Origin of the sequence: Prosthecobacter sp. (assembly GCF_044222565.1) — a bacterium.
GTDB lineage: Bacteria > Verrucomicrobiota > Verrucomicrobiia > Verrucomicrobiales > Verrucomicrobiaceae > Prosthecobacter.
In genome coordinates, this window is record NZ_JBGANA010000020.1 from 107,998 (window position 1) to 128,341 (window position 20,344).

At 60.4% G+C, this 20,344-nt stretch carries 18 protein-coding genes; 16 read left to right on the top strand and 2 right to left on the bottom strand.

Annotated elements, in window-relative coordinates; all coding sequences use genetic code 11:
• The first annotated feature begins 132 nt into the window (after positions 1-132).
• The 12 genes from ACILSR_RS24530 (at position 133) to ACILSR_RS24585 (ending at position 10,426) form a co-directional block, all read left to right on the top strand.
• Complete coding sequence (locus tag ACILSR_RS24530) at positions 133-393, top strand: twin-arginine translocase TatA/TatE family subunit (protein WP_395740231.1); 261 nt, start codon at positions 133-135, stop codon at positions 391-393.
• A 22-nt stretch (positions 394-415) separates the two neighbouring features.
• Positions 416-1,351, top strand: coding sequence for an endonuclease/exonuclease/phosphatase family protein (locus ACILSR_RS24535; RefSeq protein WP_395752448.1), 936 nt, complete (start codon positions 416-418; stop codon positions 1,349-1,351).
• A gap of 111 nt (positions 1,352-1,462) precedes the next feature.
• A complete protein-coding gene (locus ACILSR_RS24540) occupies positions 1,463-2,473 on the top strand; it encodes an NAD(P)-dependent alcohol dehydrogenase (protein WP_395752449.1) in 1,011 nt (336 codons plus the stop codon).
• Positions 2,474-2,504: 31 nt separating this feature from the next.
• Entirely contained in the window at positions 2,505-4,211 is a 1,707-nt protein-coding gene (locus tag ACILSR_RS24545; RefSeq protein WP_395752450.1) for an arylsulfatase, read from the top strand.
• A gap of 47 nt (positions 4,212-4,258) precedes the next feature.
• The gene (locus tag ACILSR_RS24550; RefSeq protein ID WP_395752451.1) at positions 4,259-4,702 is read left to right on the top strand and encodes a hypothetical protein; all 444 of its coding nucleotides are present in this window, start codon (positions 4,259-4,261) and stop codon (positions 4,700-4,702) included.
• 113 nt (positions 4,703-4,815) lie between these two features.
• Positions 4,816-5,448: a hypothetical protein gene (locus ACILSR_RS24555; protein ID WP_395752452.1), complete on the top strand. Its 633-nt coding sequence runs from the start codon at positions 4,816-4,818 to the stop codon at positions 5,446-5,448.
• 122 nt (positions 5,449-5,570) lie between these two features.
• Positions 5,571-5,936 carry a hypothetical protein gene (locus ACILSR_RS24560; protein WP_395752453.1) on the top strand — a complete coding sequence of 122 codons (366 nt, stop codon included), beginning with the start codon at positions 5,571-5,573 and terminating at the stop codon, positions 5,934-5,936.
• A gap of 23 nt (positions 5,937-5,959) precedes the next feature.
• Positions 5,960-6,361: a phage holin family protein gene (locus tag ACILSR_RS24565; protein ID WP_395752454.1), complete on the top strand. Its 402-nt coding sequence runs from the start codon at positions 5,960-5,962 to the stop codon at positions 6,359-6,361.
• Positions 6,334-6,735, top strand: a complete 402-nt coding sequence (locus ACILSR_RS24570) for a hypothetical protein (protein WP_395752455.1) — start codon at positions 6,334-6,336, stop codon at positions 6,733-6,735. The genes ACILSR_RS24565 and ACILSR_RS24570 overlap by 28 nt, the downstream gene beginning before the upstream one ends.
• 15 nt (positions 6,736-6,750) lie before the next feature.
• Positions 6,751-7,854 (top strand): type IV pilus twitching motility protein PilT, encoded by a 1,104-nt coding sequence (locus ACILSR_RS24575; RefSeq protein WP_395752456.1) that lies wholly within the window; start codon positions 6,751-6,753, stop codon positions 7,852-7,854.
• 36 nt (positions 7,855-7,890) lie between these two features.
• Positions 7,891-8,994: a type IV pilus twitching motility protein PilT gene (locus tag ACILSR_RS24580; protein ID WP_395752457.1), complete on the top strand. Its 1,104-nt coding sequence runs from the start codon at positions 7,891-7,893 to the stop codon at positions 8,992-8,994.
• A gap of 820 nt (positions 8,995-9,814) precedes the next feature.
• On the top strand, positions 9,815-10,426 hold the full coding sequence (locus ACILSR_RS24585; RefSeq protein WP_395752458.1) for a hypothetical protein: 612 nt from the start codon (positions 9,815-9,817) through the stop codon (positions 10,424-10,426).
• A 14-nt stretch (positions 10,427-10,440) separates the two neighbouring features.
• On the opposite strand, the gene lnt is transcribed toward ACILSR_RS24585, so the two are convergent.
• A complete protein-coding gene (lnt, locus tag ACILSR_RS24590) occupies positions 10,441-12,147 on the bottom strand; it encodes an apolipoprotein N-acyltransferase (RefSeq protein ID WP_395752459.1) in 1,707 nt (568 codons plus the stop codon).
• A 274-nt stretch (positions 12,148-12,421) separates the two neighbouring features.
• Between lnt and ACILSR_RS24595 the strand changes: the two genes are divergently transcribed.
• Both ACILSR_RS24595 and ACILSR_RS24600 read left to right on the top strand, forming a co-directional pair.
• The gene (locus ACILSR_RS24595) at positions 12,422-15,220 is read left to right on the top strand and encodes a PVC-type heme-binding CxxCH protein (protein WP_395752460.1); all 2,799 of its coding nucleotides are present in this window, start codon (positions 12,422-12,424) and stop codon (positions 15,218-15,220) included.
• Between the two features lie 6 nt (positions 15,221-15,226).
• The gene (locus ACILSR_RS24600; RefSeq protein ID WP_395752461.1) at positions 15,227-16,105 is read left to right on the top strand and encodes an alpha/beta hydrolase; all 879 of its coding nucleotides are present in this window, start codon (positions 15,227-15,229) and stop codon (positions 16,103-16,105) included.
• Between the two features lie 47 nt (positions 16,106-16,152).
• Here the strand turns inward: ACILSR_RS24600 and ilvD are convergent, their stop codons facing one another.
• Positions 16,153-17,838: a dihydroxy-acid dehydratase gene (gene ilvD / locus ACILSR_RS24605; protein ID WP_395752462.1), complete on the bottom strand. Its 1,686-nt coding sequence runs from the start codon at positions 17,836-17,838 to the stop codon at positions 16,153-16,155.
• A gap of 69 nt (positions 17,839-17,907) precedes the next feature.
• Here ilvD and ACILSR_RS24610 point away from each other — a divergent pair, with 69 nt between their 5' ends.
• The gene (locus ACILSR_RS24610) at positions 17,908-18,789 is read left to right on the top strand and encodes a LysR substrate-binding domain-containing protein (RefSeq protein WP_395752463.1); all 882 of its coding nucleotides are present in this window, start codon (positions 17,908-17,910) and stop codon (positions 18,787-18,789) included.
• Positions 18,790-18,864: 75 nt separating this feature from the next.
• Entirely contained in the window at positions 18,865-20,292 is a 1,428-nt protein-coding gene (locus ACILSR_RS24615; RefSeq protein ID WP_395752464.1) for a DUF1501 domain-containing protein, read from the top strand.
• The last annotated feature ends 52 nt before the right edge of the window (positions 20,293-20,344 follow it).

The following is a 20,344-nucleotide window of genomic DNA, read 5'->3' on the forward strand; positions in this document are numbered from 1 at the left end:
AGGTTTTGAAGACAACGCCGCAGCTTTCCAGCCCGGTCGTTTTCACCTCCGCGCAAAGGACGATGGCCCCACTGGGAACGACTGAAAGTCCGCGTTGCACGTCACTACGAACAATGCAAACCTAGTACCATTATGAACACCCCTATCAACCTCGCTATCGGATCCCTTGGAAACATGGAGATCGTCATGATCGCCATCCTGATTCTCGTGCTGTTTGGCGCGAAAAAACTGCCCACCTTTGCCCGCAGTCTGGGCAAGAGCATGGGTGAGTTCAAGAAAGCACGTACCGAGTTCGAAAACGAACTCCAAAACGCCCAGGAAGAAGCAGAGCGCCCGAAGATCACCCCACCTCAGGAGAAGCGCCAGCCCGTGGCCAACGTCGAAGATTCCTAGTCGGCTTCATCCCGCTGCTGGCATGCTGCCACCTCCACAGTTCACGCGGCGGGTCATCGGACCCGCCGTTTTTTTTGCCCTGGTGGCTTGTCTGGCCGCAGCCGAGCCGGAGCGTCTCACCTTCTGCTCCTACAATTTGAAAAACTGGGTGACGGCAGACCCGGTCGCCGAGCCATCTGGCACCACCAAACCAGAAGCCGAGCGCGTGCGGGTGGTGCGAATCCTGGCAGCCATCCATCCCGATATCCTCGGGGTCTGCGAAATCGGAACTTCGGAGGACCTTGAAGAGTTTCAGCAGCGGCTTCTTCAGGCGGGGTTGGACCTGCCGCACACGGAGATGGCCCATGGGGGCGACGAAACACGCCGGCTCGCTCTGCTTTCGCGCCTGCCCATCAAGGCACGTAACTCGCAAAATGCTCTGACCTACCAGCTGGGCGAGCACACCCTGCCGTTTCAGCGGGGCATTCTGGATGTGACGATCTCCATCACTCCCACCTTTGACCTCCATCTGCTGGGAGTGCATTTGAAGTCCATGCGCGCAGTCGCGGACGCCGATCAGGCCATGATGCGCCGCAATGAAGCGCTGCTGCTGCGCCGGCATATCGACTCCATCTTTGCCCGCGAGCCGGACGCCTTCATCCTGGCCTACGGTGACTTCAATGAGCACCGCAACGAACCCGCCGTGGCGGAGGTCATGGGCGGTCCGCGCACCGGTGACACCGCCATGCAGGACGTCCTGCTGCGCGATGCAAATGGCGAGGTTTGGACTCATTTCTGGGACATTGCAGACGTGTATTCACGCCTGGACTACTGCTTCGCCAGCCGCCTGCTCCGCCCCCACATCGACTATCGCGAGAGCTACATCTATTCCGACCGCGACGTGAACAAGGCAAGCGACCACCGTCCGCTGGTGCTCAAGATCAGCCCTGCGCCAATTTTGAAAGCGGGGAAGCCGTGACCATGAAAGACCGAGAGACAACGGCAACCCACTACGACTGCGCATAGGACCGCGTGCGAAGCACTTGAGTCAACGCCTGCTTTGGTTAGCCTCCAAAATCCATTTCCAACCATGAATGCGTATCAAATCACCGGGACCAGCGGCCTCACTTCCTTGCACGCCGTGCACCTGCCCGATCCCAAGCCGGGCCCCGGAGAAGTATTGATCAAGATCCGCGCCACCTGCCTGAACTATCGGGACTACATGAACGTCATGGGCATCAAGGGCGTGACTGGCCCCGTGCCCCGCATCCCCTGCTCTGATGGTGCTGGTGAGGTGGCGGAGGTTGGCGAAGGTGTGAGCGACTTCCAGCCGGGCGACCGCGTGGTGTGTCCCTTCATGCCGAGCTGGCTGGATGGCGAGTACAGTCAGCATCATGCGTCTCAGGCGCTCGGCGGCGCGGTGGACGGCCTGCTGCGTGAACTCGCGGTCATCGCTGCCGCAAGTCTGCTCCCGGTGCCCTCCCACCTCTCTCTGGAGGAGGCAGCCACCCTGCCCTGCGCCGCCGTCACAGCCTGGGACGCTCTTCACTGCCGGGGCCGGTTGAAGGCGGGAGAATCCGTGCTCATTCTCGGCACAGGCGGCGTCTCGATCTTTGCACTCCAATTCGCCAAACTGGCCGGCGCTCGTGTCCTCGCCACAACGAGTTGCGACCTCAAAGCCAAGCGCCTCCTCGAACTCGGCGCCGATGCCGTGCACAACTACAAAACCGATCCCGACTGGGACAAATGGGCGGTGAAACAAACCGGCGGCCTCGGCGTGGACAAGGTCATCGAGATCGGCGGCGCGGAAACGCTGAACCGGTCTCTCAAGGCCACGCGTTTCGGAGGGCACATCGCACTCATCGGTGTGCTCACCGGCACCAGCGCGGAGGTGCAGACCGTACAGATTCTGCGCAAAGGCATCCGCCTGGACGGCATCTACGTCGGCTCCCGCGAAATGTTTGCCGAGATGCTTGCTGAGATGTCACGCGTGAAAATGCAGCCAGTGATCGATTCAGTCTTTGAATTCAGCCAGGCCACCGCAGCCTTTCAAAGAATCGCCAGCGGCAGGCATTTCGGGAAGATTGTGATTCGCGTGTGAGATCGGCTGCGGCATCTCGTTTGGGGTTGCCATGTTATCGCGCCTTTTGCTTTCCAGCCTGATCTTTGCCGCCGTCTCTTTGCATGCCGCTGCGCCCAACATCATCCTCATCATGTCAGACGACATGGGCTTCTCCGACCTGGGCTGCTACGGAGGAGAGATTCAGACGCCCCATTTGAACCGTCTGGCAGAGGGCGGCGTGCGGCTGAGCCAGTTTTACAACACCGGGCGCTGCTGCCCCACACGAGCCTCTCTGCTTACAGGGTTGTATCCGCACCAGGCAGGAATTGGCCACATGATGGAAGATCGCGGCCATGATGGCTATCGCGGAGATCTGAACAAACGCAGCGTGACAATCGCCGAAGTTCTGAAGCCTTCGGGGTATCGCACCTACGCCGTGGGCAAATGGCATGTCACGAAGCACGCGGTGCCGGAAGGACCAAAGCACAACTGGCCCCTGCAGCGCGGCTTTGACCGCTTCTACGGCACCATCACCGGTGCGGGCAGCTTCTATGATCCGGGCACGCTGACACGGGATGACACGATGATCTCCCCCTTTGCCGATCCGCAATACCAGCCAAAGCAGTATTACTACACGGATGCGATCAGCGATCACGCCATCCGGTTTATCGATGAGCATGTCCGTGATCAGAAAGAGAAGCCCTTCTTTCTCTACATGGCCTACACCGCGGCCCACTGGCCCATGCACGCACTGGAAGAAGACGTGGCCAAATACCGCGGCAAGTACGATGCGGGATACGAATCCGTCCGGCAGGCACGCCTGCTGCGCATGAAGCAAATGGGGCTGATCGCGAAAGATGCCGATATTTCCCCCACCAAGGGTGACTGGACCCAGGTCAAGGACAAGGCCTGGGAGGCACGCTGCATGGAGGTGTTTGCCGCCATGATTGACCGCATGGACCAGGGCATCGGCCGTGTGGTGGGCACGTTGGAAAAAAATGGCGTTCTGCAAAACACTCTCATCCTCTTTCTGCAGGACAATGGTGGCTGTCAGGAAGGCATCGGCCGTCAGGCACAGCCGCCAGCTTTCAATGAAAAGACTTTTCCTGTCATCGCGCAGGACGCCATCCGCCTCGACGTCATTCCCAAGCAGACGCGGGATGGCAAACCGGTGAAGCAGGGCGTGGGAATCTCCCCAGGCGGTCCGAATGACTACATCGGCTATGGTGAAGCCTGGGCCAATGTTTCGAACACACCGCACCGGGAGTACAAGCACTTCGTGCATGAAGGCGGCATTTCCACCCCTCTCATCGCCCACTGGCCTGCCGCAATTTCTGCCTCACGCCACGGCAAGATCGCAGCGCAGCCCGGTCATCTCATTGATCTCATGGCCACCTGCGCCGATGTGGCCGGCGCCAGATATCCCGCGGAAGTGAATGGCCGGGAAATCCAGCCCATGGAAGGCGTGAGCCTGCTCCCACTGCTAAAGGGCGGCAGCCTTTTGCCTCGTTCGATCTTCTGGGAGCACGAGGGCAACCGCGCCCACCGTTCCGGGCCATGGAAACTTGTGGCCAAGGAGAACAAGCCTTGGGAGCTTTACAACATCGATCAAGATCGGGCGGAGCAGCACGACCTCGCGCTCAGCGAGCCTGATCGGGTTAAATCAATGGCGGCGGCCTGGGACTCATGGGCGGCCAGGGCTAATGTGCTGCCACTCGGTGCATGGAAGCAGCCGGACACCGCCAAGCCTGCGAAGGCAGGACGTAAGAAAAACTGAGCGCGGAGGATTGATTTTGGAACGAAACATGCTCCCGTCAGTGGGATATGGACCTATCCCAAATCGCTCTTGATGCTCCCACCCTCAAGCTGAGCCTGTCCATAGTCAGCGGCCTTCTGCTGATCGCCATGGTACGGATTGTGTTTCTGTTGCGCACCAACTCCCGTCTGGTCGAAAGCACCGCCAAGATGGAAAAACAAGTCCTGATCCAGCATCAGGAAATCCTCTCGGTGCGCTCAGATTCCAATGCCTGGCGTGGCGAACTCCAGCGCATGTTTGACGCCTTTCGCGCGGAGTTTTCCAAACGGCTGATGGAGTCTGAGCAGCGTTACCTGGACATTCAGCAGCGCACGGAAACCGCCACCAAGACCGCCAAACCCGCCATCACCTTGATCAGTCCTCCGGCTGCCATCGCCGCGACCTTGGAAGAGGCTGCCGCTCTACCGGTGGAGAAAGCCGTTCTGCCTGTCCCAGCACTGAACATCTCCTGACACTCTCGTTTGCATAGATAGCACCTCGCCGTTGAAATTTCGCCAAAGCGAAGGACTGCACACCTGATTGATTTGGAACAATATTTGCTGAATAGATATTCATGAAGAGTGACATGCCTCAGGACGTTCAGATGTTGATCATAGGTTTCAGCATCTTAGTCGGCCTGTTTTTGCTGTCCTTGGTGCGCATCTGGCTGCTCTCCCGCTCCAACCGCCGCATGCGCGTCGAAAGCGCGAAAATGGAAAAGCAGACGGCCCTGCAGCAGATTGAGATCACCTCCATCCACCACGACGCGATGTCCTGGAGGGCCAAAAACCAGAGGCAGTTCGATGCCCTCCGCAGCGATCTTTCCCATCGGCTGGCGCAGGCTGACCAAGGCGGCGTACGAGCTCTCGCGGAGCTCGAAAAGACCCACCAGACGGCGCTTTCGGAAGCTCTCGCCAAGATTTCCGAGCTGGAGGCAGCTCTGGCGGCAAAACCCGCACCATCGGCTCCCTCTCCCGCGACTGTGGCTGCAGCCCTGCCCAAGCCGCCGCCTCTGCAGCCGCCCTCACTTCCAGCCTTGCCAGCCATGGAAACCCTGAGGATCCAGGCGCTGGAGTCGGAGCTTGCCTCAGCCCGCGCCGAACTGTCCTTGAGCAAACAGCAGAACGCCGTGCTTCAGCGCGGCTTGCTGCTCGCACGGCGCAGACCAGCGCCTGCCATGCGGAAAAGCCACCTGCGGAACAACGCTCGCGGCGCCTGAAGGAAGAAATCACTGTGGCGTTTTTTCCACTCGCCAACGTGGCGAGAAACGTATTAATTCGTTAGTGCGAAGCAACACGCTCCATTCGTGCTGCGGTTGCAGCCCTCACCCCCTTTCGCTTCATGACTGAGAACCCCACCGCAGAATCTCCCTTCGGCGCCAGTGCGCCGCAAGATCCCTTTCAGGCCGCGAAAGCCAGCGCCTTGAAAGCCGCTGAAGAATTGCGCGCCGCTGCCGCCCAGAAAGCCTCTGAATTCCGCTCTGCAGCGGAGGCCCGTGCGCAGCAAATTCGCAGTTCAGCCGAGCAGAAGGCCACCGACATCAAAGAGAAAGCCGGCGAGTTTGCCGACAACACCCTCAATGAGGCCCGCGTCCGCTTTGAAGATCTGCGCGCCGAGGCCGAAAAATTTGCCCGTGAAAAGCCGCTCCAGGCTTTGCTCACTGCGTTTGGCATTGGTTTTGTGGTAGGTGCGATTGTGCGTCGCTGACTCTCCATCGCGATCCTTTTGTCATGAATCCAGGCCTTCCACCCGCTCCCGGTGAACGCGCCAGCGCAGCAGGTTTGCTGCGCGCCGTGGCCCTGTACTTCGAGGCACGTGGCCGCCTGTTCCACATCGAAGGCAAGGAAGCTGGCAGCCGTCTCTCGGGCATCACCGTCATGTTCGTGCTGGCGTTGGTTGCTTTCGTCATCGGCTGGATTCTCGCCGCTCCGGCGCTGGTGTGGATCATCGCTGAATCCAACGGCTGGCATTGGACGCGGGTGGCTCTGGGAGGTGCCGCCATCCATCTTTTTATCGGTCTGCTTCTGCTCGCCGGACTCAAAACCAGGCTGCATGGCATGCAGCTCTTTGAGGAAACTTTTAACCAATTCCGCCGCGATCGCGAATGGCTGGCCAGCAACAAGAACGACTGACCCCGAAGCAGCAGGCTTTGCGTGATCTGGACGACGCCCGTGCGTCTCTGGTCTATCATGCCTCTCATGCGGCGGAAGAATGGAGCCCAAAGGCCATTTTTACCCGCAGCGTGGAGAAGCATCGTGCCGTATGGCTCGGCGCCGCCGCAGTGGCCGGAGTTGTGCTGCTGAAAAGTTTGTGGCCTTCAGGCGGATCCGGCGGCAGGCAGGACGGTCATTTCGCCGGAGCTAAAAATCGCGGCATGTTCGCTTTGCTCCTCAGCCCCCTTCTTGCCTTGGCCCGTAAATCAGCATTCAATTACGGCGCCCAGTTGTTTGAATCATACCTTCGTCAGAAAGTTTCTCCGAACGACCCACATGCCGAAGCAGTCTAGTGTCCATTAATCTTCATGTCCGAACCCAACCAACCCCCACAAGATTTACTTCCAGTCCTAGGCTCAGTGGACGACTACCTGCGCTTTTGCATGGAGTACGATGCGTCCGACTTGCATCTGGCCACCGGTGCCCAGCCTGTTTGGCGGCGCTATGGCAACCTGCAGCCCATCTGGGACAATGCTGCGATTTTGACTCCCGAAGACGCCCGCCGCCTCGCCTACGGCTTCCTCGGTGAAGCCCAGATCAAGCACCTCGAATCTCGTGGGGACGTGGACTTCGCCTACTCGCCAAACTATGGCCGCTTCCGCTCCTCCGTCGTACAGCAACGTCTCGGGATCGACATGGTTTTCCGTGTGATCAAAACCCAGATCAAATCAGTCGAAGATCTTGGACTGCCCCCCACCGCCAAAACACTGACCCGTTTCCACAACGGCCTCATTCTCGTCACCGGTCCGGTCGGTTGCGGAAAGTCCACCACCCTCGCAGCTCTGGTCGATTCCATCAACCAAGAGCGTGAGGACCACATCATCACTCTCGAAGACCCGATCGAATACGTCATCGAGCCCAAAGGCTGCCATGTGAATCAGCGTGAGGTGCACACGCACACAGCCTCGTTTGCCGCCGCGCTGCGCGGTGCGTTGCGTGAAGATCCGGACGTCATCATGATCGGTGAAATGCGCGACCTTGAAACCATCTCGCTGGCCATCACCGCCGCTGAAACGGGCCACTTGGTGCTCGGCACCCTCCACACCAGCAGCGCCGCCCGCACACTGGACCGTGTGCTTGATGTGTTCCCCATCGATCAGCGCGATCAGATCCGCATCATGGTGTCTGAATCCCTCCGCGGCATCCTTTCCCAGCAGCTGGTGCCAAAACTTGATGGCAACGGCCGTGTGATGGCGCTCGAGGTTCTCGTCAACAATCCCGCCGTCGGCAATTGTATCCGTGAAGGCAAAACCTACATGCTCGCGGGCGTGATGCAGACTGGCAAAGGTGTCGGCATGATCACGATGGATGATTCATTGCGAAATCTATACTCGTCTGGGCAGATCAGCCGTGAAGAATGTGAATCCCGCGCCGAGGACAAGGTCATTATGAGAAAGTTTTTTGAATCTTGAGGATCCTCCACGCCCACCGCCAACTGCGTACGTCTCATGCCAATCATCGATCAATATTTCCAAAAGCTCATTGAACTGGGCGGTTCCGACCTCCACCTCAGCCAGAAGCAGCCGCCCAAAGTGCGCGTGCATGGCAGCATCAAGCCCATCTCAGACCAGATCCTCGAAGAGCGCCTCATGGAGACCATGATGCGTGAAATCTGCGAGCCGCGCGCCTGGGATCGCTACAAGGAAAAGGGCGACCTTGACTTCGCCTACGAGATGGACGCGGACAACCGCTTCCGCTGCAACTACCTGCGTCAGCAGCATGGCTACGCCGCTGTGTTTCGTATCATCCCCACCAAGATCGCCAGCCTCGAGCAGCTTGGGATTCCGCCGGTGGTCAAGGAATTCGGCCACATGCGCAGCGGTCTGGTGCTGGTCACCGGTCCGACCGGATCGGGCAAATCCACCACGCTGGCCGCCCTGCTCGACTACATCAACACGAACTTCCGCCGTCATATCATCACGATCGAGGAACCGATCGAGTTTGTGCACCGCAACAAGAAGAGCATCATCACCCAGCGTGAGGTGCCCATCCAGACTCCGTCATTCGCAGACGGCCTCCGCGCTGCGCTGCGTGAAGATGCTGACATCGTGCTGGTGGGGGAAATGCGCGACCTTGAAACCATCTCGCTCGCCCTCACGGCTGCTGAGACCGGACTGCTCGTCTTCGGCACTCTGCATACGAACAACGCCCGCAAGACCGTTGACCGTATCATTGACGTGTTCCCTTCGGACCAGCAGAGCCAGGTGCGCACCATGCTGGCCGCCTCCCTCAAAGGCGTGGTGGCCCAGTTGCTCATGAAGAAATCCGACGGCCGAGGCCGTGCCGCCGTGAATGAAATCATGGTGTCCAATCCCGCCGTGGGCGCCATCATTCGTGAAGGTGCCACGCAGAAGCTCTACGACGTCATCATTGGTGGCAAAGCCCAGGGCATGCAGTTCATGGACGAAGCCATCTGGCAGAAGCTGCGTGACGGCTACGTCACACCGATGGAGGCCTACATGAAGGCCATCGACAAAAACCGCTTCAAAGCCTTCCTTCCTCCCGAGGATGCGAATGTGGCGGTCGCCGGTGGAGGCGATGCCAACAAATAACTCGGCTGCTCCTCTTGAGCAGTTGCGTCTTGCCGCATCACCTGCGGTGCAGTAACCTCGTCGGCATCCAAGGATGAGTACGGCCGCAGAAGACTCCTCGTCAGACCAGCCGCAATGCACCAGTCAACAGCCTGGCGCATTGGCGATTTTGACGGCTACGGCAGTGGGTGGCGTCATTGCAACACGCGTTGGCAAAACCCCGTTGCTTCTGGCCGCAGGCATCGCCGCATTTGCCCTTCTCCAGCAAAAAAGGCCCGCGAGCCAGCCGGGGGCGTCACTGCCTCCGCCTGATCCGGATCCTGTCCCAGTGCCACCCGTTGAAAACCTCGCACAGAGCCAGGTTGAGCAATGGCTTTCCCAACAGCTTTCCCGGGACGAACTCGCCCCGGCTGTCGATCTATCCGCAGTCGTTGATCCCGCTCCTGCGCCGGAGGACGATTACCAGCCACCTGCGTTCCTGCTCGATGAGTTGGAAGACTTCCCTGCCCTTTCTCCAGCAGACCACTCCTTTGCCCAGCTTGCAGACCCGGTGGAGTGGCATGTGCCTGTGGTGGCCCTGGAAAATGAGGAGCAGGCGGAGCCCCCAGCCCCTTCCCCTCCTCCACCCGTCTATTTTACCTCCACTCCCGTTTATTCGCCTCCACCGCCGGTCTATTCAGCTCCTTCGCCCGTCTTCTCTGCGCCTTCTCCCGTCTATTCGGCTCCTTCGTCAGTGTATTCTGTTCCTCCTTCTGAGGATTCTTCATGGGCCCTCGGTGTCGAACCGCTGCCCAGCCTCAACGTTGCCGCTCCTTTTTCCTGCCCGTCCCCGACCAGCAGCATGTTCTTTGCCGCCCCCGTGCAGGAGGAACCGGTCGAGCAACTGCCACCTGCCGCAGTCTTTGAAGGCGCAGCATTTCCGGATGAGATCAATGTCATTCCCTCGATCGAGCCTGTGGTCCATTTGACGCCGTCCGTGGTGGAAGGTTTTTCTCCAACAGTAAAATCCCCGGAGCCTGAGCCGTTCCGAGCAACAGAACCGTCATTGGCCGCGGAAACGGTCGCGGATGCCCCCAAGGAAATTGATGTTCACCTCGCAGCTCCCGGCGAAGGCGAGGCATCTTTCGATCCGCCCCTTGCCGCTGCCCAGCAAAACCCTTGGGAGAGTGAGCTCGAATTGCCTCCGCCTCACAGCGTTGTTCCGTCACACTCTGCATTGACGCACCCCGTAATAGAAGCCGAGATCATTCTGCGGCCACGCGCGCCGACGCAGAATACCGTGACCACCAAAGCAAAACCCAGTCCGCTTCTCACCATCAAGAAGGATTTTGCCGAAAGCTTCGACACTCCGCCTGCCGTGGCTGCCCAGGATGCCCTGATTCCCAGCCAGCCGGAGATCCCCGCAGAACCCAAAACACGCTCATCATGGCGTTCGTGGTGGCGGGGGGATTGACTGACTCCTGCCAGCTACGCAGCAGAAGGTTTCTTTCTGCGCAACAGCCACACCAGCGTGCAAATGCCCAGCAGCATGATCGCGAACCAGTCCCCAAATCGTGCGTAAAGCGTGAGGTGACCCACACGCGGCACTTTGACCTCGCCGGGCAGAGTGCCTGTGATGAAGAAGCTGCCGGTTTCAGGATCGGTGAGCTTTGAGAGGACGTGGCCGCAGGTGTCGATGAAGCAGGTCTCGCCGGTATTGGTGGCTCGCACCATGGGGCGGCGCAGCTCAATGGCACGGAAGAGCGAATTGATCATGTGTACCTCGGGCTCTTCGCTTTGCAGGAACCAGCCGTCGTTGGTGATGTTCACGATCATCTGCGGAGCTTCGCGCGCAAATTTGCGTGAGAGACGGCCCACCGTGTCTTCAAAACAAATGAGCGGGATGATCTGCACCTGCGGCTGCTCCAGCAGCAGAGGCTCGGTTTTGGTGCCTGGGGTGAAGGCTCCCTCAAACATGCTTTGGAAAAAGGAAAAGGGCGGGATGTTCTTCAGCGGCAGGTATTCACCGAATGGCACCAGATGCACCTTGTTGTAGTCCTGCCGATGGTCAGGACTTCCCCGCATCAGCACGGCGGAGACGTGGCCGATGCTGTCGCTTTCAAACAGCTCGGTGCCAAACATCAGGCTGAAGTCTCCGGCCTGGAGCATGTCACTGAAGTAGTGCTTGTTCCAGTCCTGGGGCAGATAGTGATACCGGTCCTCCAAATTCACCGGCAGGGCGCTCTCCGGCCAGATGATGAGATCAGTGGTTGTCTTGCCCTCCTTCGCCGTCCCATACATGCGGGTAAACTGGTCGAGATGCTGGTAGCTGCGTTGCGCCAGGTCTGGATTGCCAGCATCAACCAGTGCCACATTGGGCTGCACCAGCACGGTGCGCACGGTGATGCCTGTGGCTTCTTTTTCCTTTTCCTCCTTCAGCTTGAGAATGCCGTAGGTGCCAGCGATCAGGAGGAGGATCAAAGCCAGAGTGAGGTCAAGCCGTGTCTTGCAGGTGCCCTCGCCACGATAAGCAAGGACGAGGCGTGTGAGCGTATTCCAGGCGGTGCATGCCACGAAGACGGGCAGGAATGACAGGCCAAAGACGCCCACAAGATCCGCCGCCTGAATCAGCGGCAGCATGCCGTGCATGGCCACGCCGAGGCCGTTCCAGCCAAAGCCAGTGAATACGGTGGTGCTGCGCAGCCATTCACAGCCAACCCACGCCGCCGCCGCAAGAAACGAACACGCCAGCGAATGCAGCGTGCTGGGCCACCATGCGTCTTTCGTCAAGGTGCTCAGACGCGGTCGTGCGAAGCGGTGGGTGAACCAGGCCCACAGACCAAAGTAAACAGCGCAGTAACCAGCGAGTCCGATCAACGCTCCCCACCCCGTCAGCTCTGGCAGCAGGCCCACCCATGAATCATCGCGCGCTCCTCCCAGTCTGACCCGTGCGGAATGATGCACCCATTTGAGATTGATCAGGAAAAAGGCCAGCCCCGCGAGGTAGCCACGCCAGAAAGGCCGCACTTTCACATGCTCCGCATCTTTCCATGGCCAGAGCACGGCAAGCAGTGGAAAGAGCCAGAGCCAGACGACGAGATTGGAGTTCCAGCCCGGAAAGGCGAACGTCAAAAGGATGCCGCTGAGCAGCGGAGCGATAAGCAGGAAAAGGCGCAGTCGTTTGGTGTCAGTCACGGAACCGGATCATGCCGCCGGTGGGGGAAAAGCCAAATGCGCATTGCGTGATTTTTGGGCCTCACTCCTCTCGCTCCGAGAGAGGCATCCATGGCGTGGCAGAAAGGAGTGATCAACGCATATCGAAGGCTTTGAATGCAGATGTGCACCCTCGGCACGCCTCGCAAATCCAGATGGCCACGGACAGAGCTTCTGTCCGATTCCTCCCAAAAGTTGTCCGCATATCTGCCTCGCCAGACTCCGTTGTTTCGAGTGATAATTCAGACATCCAACCATGAAAGCATTCCTGCTCCTCCTCACCTCCGCCGTTTTAGCCCATGCGGCACCAACTGGCCCCATCCGCGTTCTTTATCTTGATGCCGCTGGCAAGGAACAGAATGCCGTGGGTCAGCTGCACGATGCCATGAGCGGTCTTGGACGTGACGCCATCTGGTTCGACTACGCCACAGAACCACTGCCTGCCGAAAACTATGACCTCGTTCTTAAACCCGGCAGTGACCTGAGCCGCGACGGCATCCTTTCCAAACTCAGCGTCGAGCGCAAGGCCGCCTACTCAGCTTACCTCAAGCAGCGCGATCCCGAAGAACGCAAAAAGCACCCCCAGGTGGCCAACTACGAAAAGCGCCCGGAACCTCTGACGCTGCAGCTGCCCATGAGCGTGAAGGGCAGCATGGAGCGCACGCAGGTGCCGGCGGATTGCGAACTGAAGCTCTTTGCCAGCGAACCGGACATCGCCAAACCCATCGCCTTCGCCTGGGACGAGCGCGGCCGTTGCTGGGTGGTGGAAACACGCGACTACCCGCACGGCGTGACAGACAGCGGCGAAGGCCAGGACAGCATCAAGATCTGCGAAGACACCGATGGCGACGGCAAGGCTGACAAGTTCACCGTCTTTGCCGACAAGCTGAACCTTCCCACCGGCATGGTCTTCGCACGCGGTGGCATCATTGTCAGCCAGCCGCCGAAATTCATCTTCCTCAAGGACACCAATGGCGACGACAAGGCCGATGTGCGCGAGACGGTGATCGACTGCTGGGGCATCCGCGACACGCATGCACAGGCCAGCAACCTCCATAACGGCTTCGACAACTGGCTCTACGGCTGCGTGGGTTACAGCGGCATCGAAGGTTACGTGGGTGGAAAGAAGCACCAGTTCGCCATGGGAACGTATCGGTTCAAAGCGGACGGCAGCGCCATCGAGTTCCTCCACCAGTTCACCAACAACGCCTGGGCGCATAGCATGAACGCTGAAGGAGACCAGTTCGGCGGCACGGCCAATGGCGCGCCCATTTTCTTCGGCGGCATCCCGGCTACGGCCTTCCCAGAAAACTCACGCGGCATGACGGCTAAGAAGATCAACGTGGTCGAAATGTGCCACACCATCACGCCCAACTTCCGCCAGGTCGATGTCTTTGGCGGCTACACCGCAGCGGCCGGCAGCAATTTCATCTACAGCGGCAACCTGCCCAAGCGCTTTCGGGGCAAGGCCATGGTGTGCGAGCCGACGATGAAGGTGGTGTCCCTCTTTGATGTGCAGCCGGACGGCGCAGGCTGGAAGGCGCTGGACTTCATGAACATTTACGCCAGCAGCGATGAATGGAACTCCCCCGTCCACGCCGAAGTCGGCCCCGATGGCGCCGTCTGGGTCGCCGATTTCCAAAACTTCATCATCCAGCACAATCCCACTCCGAGCATGGAGCGAGGCGGCTTTGTGGCCACCACGGGCAAGGGCGGCGCGCATGAGAACGATCTGCGCGATCACAGCCGCGGGCGGATTTACCGCATCGTGGCCAAGGGTACGAATCCGCAGGCCGAAAAGCCCGCCCTGAACGCCAGCACACAGTATGCACGGCTCACCGCCCAGCGGCAGATGGTGGAAAGCGCGGAAACTGTGGACGTTACTCACATCGACCGCGGCCTGCAGCGCACGGTGACCGAGCCTGATGCCGGCCCTGCCGCCATTCATGCGCTCTGGACGCTAAAAGGCATGGGGCTTCTGGACGAATCCATTCACAAAGCCGCGCTGCTCAGCAAGGACGCTGGACTGCGACGCAATGCAGTTCGTGCGTTGGGGGACGATGCCAAGGCTCAGTCCCTGCTCTTCGGTGCCGGTGTCATCAGCGATCCCGACCTTCACACTCGCCTCGCCGCTTTTGTGAAACTTGCAGACTTCCCCACCACGCCAGAAATCCAGACGCTGGTGAAAAAGCTTGCGGCGGATCCTGTGGTAAAGAACGACGAATGGCTGGCCGAGGCCGCCAAGATGCTGGGCAAGAAACACCAGGCGCTGAACTACAAGGAAGGCCCCAACCTCCTGCCAAACGCCGGCTTCGAAGAAGTGGCAGACGGCGCCAAAACACCCACTGGCTGGATGCACCGCGACTACGGCAAAAAGCCCGGCAACGCCGGCGCGGAGTGGACCATCGTCTCCGATCCGAAGATGGTGCACAGCGGCAAAAACGCCTTCCGCGTGATCACCCGGGATGAAGCAGACACCAGCTTCTTTGCCGATGTGGCGCTGAAGCCCAATACCGAGTACAAACTCAGCGCCTGGATCAAGACCCATGGCTTCCGTGGCAAGGCCAGCCTGAATGACCACATCGGCCGCGCGGAAACCAGCAGCCTCAAACGCACGCAGGACTGGACGGAGGTGGAAGTTACCTTCAACAGCAAGAACCGCAACAAGGCGAGTATCAACCTCCTGCACGTGGGCAAAGGCGACACCTACTTTGATGACGTTAAACTGGTGGAGATGATTCCCGAAGCAGAAGACGATGAATCGAAACTCGTCGGCGATGTGAAGCGCGGTGAAAAGATCTTCTGGGAGCACCCCGTGGCTGCCTGCAAAAACTGCCACATGCTCAAAGGCCAGGGCAGTGCAGTCGGGCCTGCGCTGGACGGCATCGCCACGCGGAAGGATGCAGCCTACATTCTGGAGAGCCTCGTCAATCCGAATGCCAAGCTTGCCGAAGGCTACACCGCCACGCCGATCTCGCCGATGCCGCCGATGAACCTGATCCTGAAGCCGCAGGAGTTCGCCGATGTGAAAGCCTTCATCATGAGCCTGAAGTAAAACGCGATGAAGCCCGCGGCCTGCGCCCTGCTATTAATACTGACGTCTCTGCCTGCGCAGGAGCCGCCTGGACAGCCGCGCAAGGCTTGGAGCCCCATTGTGCTGCATGAGGATGACAAACCCGCCTTCCCTCCGCCACCCAGCGGGTGGGATGCGCGGCGGGAGGGCATCCCGCATGGAAAGCTGGAGATGATCGAGTATGACTCGAAGAGCGTGGGCACGCGGCGGCACATGAATATGTACACCCCACCGGGATACACGCCGGAGAAAAAACTGCCCGTGCTTTATCTGCTGCACGGCATCGGTGGCGATGAGACCGAGTGGCAGCGCTTTGCCCAGCCGGAGGTGCTGCTGGACAACCTGATCGCCGACGGAAAAGCGGTGCCCATGATCGTGGTGATGCCCAACGGTCGCGCGCAGAAAGACGACCATCCCACGGGCGATGTCTTCAAGCACGCGCCCGCGTTTTCGTTCTTTGAGCGCGATCTGATTGAAGACGTGATCCCCACCATCGAGGCACGCTACGCGGTGCTGGCAGACCGCGAGCATCGTGCCCTGGCAGGTCTCTCGATGGGCGGGGGACAGTCGCTCAATTTCGGACTGGGCCATCCTGAACTCTTCACCTGGGTGGGAGGCTTTTCCTCCGCACCGAACACCCGCAAATCGGAGGACCTAATGCCCACGGCCGCCGCAGCCAAGCATCTGCACCTGCTCTGGCTCTCCTGTGGCAGCAAGGACGACCTCATCCACATCAGCCAGGATTTTCACTCATGGCTCAAGGGCAAAGGCGTGCCCCATGTGTGGCATGTGACCGACCACGGCCATGATGCCCCGGAGTGGAAGCAGGCGCTGTATTACTTCCTGCAGCAATTGAAGTTTGGGTGAGAGGCGCTGCTGTGCGTTTGCAACCGCAGCCCGCGCTCCAAAACCTATTACACCACCTTCAGCACCGCGCCCTCGTCCGCGCTGGAGACCATGCTGGCGTAGCGGGCCAGGTAGCCTCGGCCGAGGTCGGTATGAGGGCGTGGTTTCCACTGGCTGGCGCGCTGCTGCAGCACGGCTTCATTCACACGCAGGGAGAGGCGGCGTTGAGGGATGTCGATCTCCACGATGTCTCCGGGCTCAATGAGTGCGATGGGGCCGCCCGCTGCGGCCTCCGGTGAGACGTGACCGATGGCTCCGCCTCGTGTGGCACCCGAGAAGCGCCCATCGGTGATGAGCGCCACAGATTCCGCCAGACCACGGCCCGCGAGTGCGGCGGTGGGGGCCAGCATCTCCTGCATGCCGGGACCGCCGCGAGGGCCCTCGTAGCGAATGACGACGACATCGCCCGCTTTCACCTGACCGACGAGGATGCCGATGCGTGCGGACTCCTCGGACTCAAAGATCACGGCGGGGCCGCTGAAGGTCATCATGGATGGGGCAACGCCAGCGGCTTTCACCACGGCACCGTTGGGAGCCAGATTGCCAAAGAGAATCGCCAGCCCACCACGCTGCGAGTAGGCATTCTCCAGCGGGCGGATGACATCGGCATCGCGCACTTCAGCGTGGGCGATGGTCTCGCCGAGCGTGTGGCCGGTGACAGTGATAGCATTCAAATGCAGCAGGCCGGGGCGAGTGCTCAGCGTGCGCAGGATGGCGGAGATACCTCCGGCGCGATCGATGTCCTCCATGTGGTGCAGACCCGAAGGCGCGACTTTGCAGAGCTGCGGCACGCGCTCTGAGATGGCATTGATGTCCTCCAGGCGAAGATCCATTCCAGCCTCGCGTGCGATGGCAAGCGTGTGCAGGATGGTGTTGGAAGAGCCTCCCATGGCCATGTCCAGCACCAACGCGTTTTCAAACGCAGCACGTGTGAGGATGTCGGACGGGCGGATGTTGCGCGCGACGAGATCGACGATGGCGCGACCCACAGATTCAAAGAGCGCATCGCGCTGCGGATCGACGGCCAGGATGGAGCCGTTTCCTGGCAGCGCCCACCCCAGCGCCTCGCAGAGGCAGTTCATGGAATTGGCGGTAAACATGCCGGAGCAAGAGCCGCAGGTGGGACAGGCGCTGCGCTCGATCTCGCCCAACTCGCCTTCAGTGATGTCGTTTTTGGAATGCCTGCCCACGGCCTCAAACACCGAGGCGAGATCCAGCGCCTGACCGGTGAGCGGGTTGCGCCCAGCCGCCATCGGACCACCAGAGACAAAGACGGTGGGGATGTTCACCCGCGCTGCGCCCATCATCATGCCGGGCACGATTTTGTCGCAGTTGGGAATGCAGACCACGCCATCAAAGCAGTGGGCGCGCAGCATGGTCTCGATGGAGTCGGCGATGATCTCGCGCGAGGCCAGGGAGTAGTTCATGCCGCCGTGCCCCATGGCGATGCCGTCGTCCACGCCGATGGTGTTAAACTCAAACGGCACACCGCCAGCAGCACGAATGGCGGCGCGCACCTTGCGCCCCACGACATCGAGATGCGCGTGGCCGGGAATGATCTGCACAAAGGAATTCGCCACTGCGATGAAGGGCTTGTCCCAGTCGCTCTCAGACTGGATGGCGCCGGTGGCGCGGAGGAGACTTCGGTGGGGGGCACGGAGGGTGCCGCGTTTGATGGTGTCGCTGATGGCCATGGGCTGAGGTAAGCCACAGCACTCAATGACAAAACTACCGCTTTTGTTGGTTTATGATACCTTTTCGGTATGGACTTCTCTTTGCGCGAACTGGAGTGCTTCACCGCCGTGGCGGACGAGCTGTCATTTACCCGTGCGGCACAGCGGCTGCATCTGGCGCAGCCGCCGCTCTCCCGGCACATCCGCGCTCTGGAGCAGCGGCTGGGCACGGTGTTATTTGACCGCAGCGGACGCAAGGTGGCGCTGACGGCGGCGGGTGCGGTGTTTTATGAGGAAACGCGCAGCGTCATGCCGCAGCTTATCCGCGCAGGGGAGACGACGCGGCGCTTTGCCTCCGGGCAGACGGAGCGCCTGCGTCTTGGGTTTGTGAGCGCAGTGCTCAGCCCGGAGCTGGTGGAGGTGCTGCGCACGTTCCGGGAAATGCATCCGCAGGTGCAGCTGCTGGTGCAGGATCTGCCGCCGGCAGAGCAGCTGGCGGCGCTGCGCCAAGGTACGCTGGATGGCGGCTTCATCGGCCTGTCGCCGGAGGAGCGCACGCCGGGCATCGATCTTCTGCCATGGCGGCAGGAGGCCCTGGCTGCCTTTGTACCCTTTGGCCATGCTCTGGCAAAACGACAGCGTATGGACCTGCGCGCACTGGCAGGCGAGGCGCTGGTGGCGGTGTCCTGCGAGGCCGCGCCCGCCTTTGCCGCGTATCTGCGCCGGGTGTGCGGCAGCGCGGGCTTCCGCCCACGCATCGTGCTGGAGTCTCCACGCGCTCAGGCGGTGGCGGTCATGGTGGCGGCGGGTGCTGGCATCGCCCTGCTGCCAGCCTCTCTGCGCCGTGTGGTGGATGGCGCGGCAGCGGTGGTGCCCATCCGCGATGCACCAAAGATCTCGCATGTTTTTGCCCATGCAGCAGGCGCAGCCTCTCCGGCTATGCAGCGTTTCATGAAGCTGCTGAGCAAGTAGATGACAGGCCCAATAACCGCGTCGTGAAAGTTCATGCCTTGCCTGCGGCGTATATCCACCTGTCCACGTCTCACCATGCCACTCCACACCTCAGCCCATCCGCAGTGCTGCGCAGGCCCCATGTCGCGCCGCAGTTTTCTCAGCATGGGCACGCTGGGGCTCACGGGCTGGAGCCTGGCTGACACGCTGCGCGCTGAGACGATCGCCAAGGCTGCCGGAAAGAGGCTGAAGGACAAATCAGTCATCTTCGTCTGGCTGCCGGGCGGCATGTCTCAGCTGGAGAGCTATGACATGAAGCCGAATGCACCCGTGGAATACCGCGGTGTCCTCAATCCCATCCGCACCAAGGTGCCGGGCACTCACATCTGCGAGCTGTTTCCAAAGCAGGCGAAGATCACGGACAAGTTTAACATCATCCGCAGCGTGCATCATGAGTTCGCGGATCACGGCGGCGGGCACAAGCGCTTCATGACCGGACGCAATCCCGCGCTGCCTGTGGGTTTCGTCAATGACGCCCCCTCGGTGCAGTCCATCATCACGCGCAAGCTCCAGCGCGCCGGGCAGGCCATGCCCACCTGCGTGGCGGGGGTGGACCGCGGTCGCAGCAGCATCGATGTATTTTCAATGGGGCCCGCCTACCTTGGCCCGTCTTCATCGCCCTTCATGGTCGTGGGAGATCCCAGTGCGAAGGACTTTAAAGTCGAAAATATCGGCCTGACACCGGACATGGCTTCACGCATGGACGACCGCATGCATCTGCTGCAGGGAATGGACAACCTCCAGCGCGAGATGGACCGCAGCGGCCTCATGCAGGCCATGGACAGCTTCAGCCAGCGCGCCTTTGGCATGCTGACCACTCCTTCCGTTCGGGATGCTTTTGATCTGACCAAAGAGTCGCCGCAAACTCGCGAGCGCTACGGCTACAGCACCTACGGCCAGCGCGGCCTCATGGCACGCCGCCTCGTGGAGGCAGGCTGCCGCTTTGTGACGATGGTGTGGGAGAATCCCTTCTCCACCACCATCCCGAAAAACTGCACCTACAACTGGGACAGCCATGCCGTAAACTGCGACATGTATGCAGACGCCCGCTGGCGCATGCCGGTGTATGACCAGGCAGCGTCCGCGCTGATCGAAGACATTCACCAGCGCGGACTGGACAAGGACGTCCTCGTCATCATCACCGGCGAATTTGGCCGCACTCCCCGCATCAACACACAGATCGGCACCCAGACAGGCGTGAGCCAGCCCGGCCGCGACCACTGGCCCAATGCCATGTCATTCATCGTCAGCGGCGGCGGCATGCAAACGGGTCAAATCATCGGTGCAACGAATCCGCGGGCCGAGTTTCCCATCGAACGCCCCCTGAGTCCGAACGACCTATGGGCCACCGTGTACCAGCATCTGGGCATCGACCCGAATGACACGTTTGATGATTTTCAGGGCCGCCCGATGCCCATTCTTCCCTTCGGCGAGCCGATCAAGGAGCTGCTGCCGCTGGCATAAACCGCGAGCATCCGTCCCAGCAGTTAGCAACGATAGATTTGACCTGAGGGCC

Coding starts and splice junctions, on each gene's coding strand:
- ACILSR_RS24530 (WP_395740231.1), top strand. CDS start 133: ATGAACACCCCTATCAACCTCGCTATCGGATCCCTTGGAAACATGGAG.
- ACILSR_RS24535 (WP_395752448.1), top strand. CDS start 416: ATGCTGCCACCTCCACAGTTCACGCGGCGGGTCATCGGACCCGCCGTT.
- ACILSR_RS24540 (WP_395752449.1), top strand. CDS start 1,463: ATGAATGCGTATCAAATCACCGGGACCAGCGGCCTCACTTCCTTGCAC.
- ACILSR_RS24545 (WP_395752450.1), top strand. CDS start 2,505: ATGTTATCGCGCCTTTTGCTTTCCAGCCTGATCTTTGCCGCCGTCTCT.
- ACILSR_RS24550 (WP_395752451.1), top strand. CDS start 4,259: ATGGACCTATCCCAAATCGCTCTTGATGCTCCCACCCTCAAGCTGAGC.
- ACILSR_RS24555 (WP_395752452.1), top strand. CDS start 4,816: ATGCCTCAGGACGTTCAGATGTTGATCATAGGTTTCAGCATCTTAGTC.
- ACILSR_RS24560 (WP_395752453.1), top strand. CDS start 5,571: ATGACTGAGAACCCCACCGCAGAATCTCCCTTCGGCGCCAGTGCGCCG.
- ACILSR_RS24565 (WP_395752454.1), top strand. CDS start 5,960: ATGAATCCAGGCCTTCCACCCGCTCCCGGTGAACGCGCCAGCGCAGCA.
- ACILSR_RS24570 (WP_395752455.1), top strand. CDS start 6,334: ATGGCTGGCCAGCAACAAGAACGACTGACCCCGAAGCAGCAGGCTTTG.
- ACILSR_RS24575 (WP_395752456.1), top strand. CDS start 6,751: ATGTCCGAACCCAACCAACCCCCACAAGATTTACTTCCAGTCCTAGGC.
- ACILSR_RS24580 (WP_395752457.1), top strand. CDS start 7,891: ATGCCAATCATCGATCAATATTTCCAAAAGCTCATTGAACTGGGCGGT.
- ACILSR_RS24585 (WP_395752458.1), top strand. CDS start 9,815: ATGTTCTTTGCCGCCCCCGTGCAGGAGGAACCGGTCGAGCAACTGCCA.
- ACILSR_RS24595 (WP_395752460.1), top strand. CDS start 12,422: ATGAAAGCATTCCTGCTCCTCCTCACCTCCGCCGTTTTAGCCCATGCG.
- ACILSR_RS24600 (WP_395752461.1), top strand. CDS start 15,227: ATGAAGCCCGCGGCCTGCGCCCTGCTATTAATACTGACGTCTCTGCCT.
- ilvD (WP_395752462.1), bottom strand. CDS start 17,838: ATGGCCATCAGCGACACCATCAAACGCGGCACCCTCCGTGCCCCCCAC.
- ACILSR_RS24610 (WP_395752463.1), top strand. CDS start 17,908: ATGGACTTCTCTTTGCGCGAACTGGAGTGCTTCACCGCCGTGGCGGAC.
- ACILSR_RS24615 (WP_395752464.1), top strand. CDS start 18,865: ATGCCACTCCACACCTCAGCCCATCCGCAGTGCTGCGCAGGCCCCATG.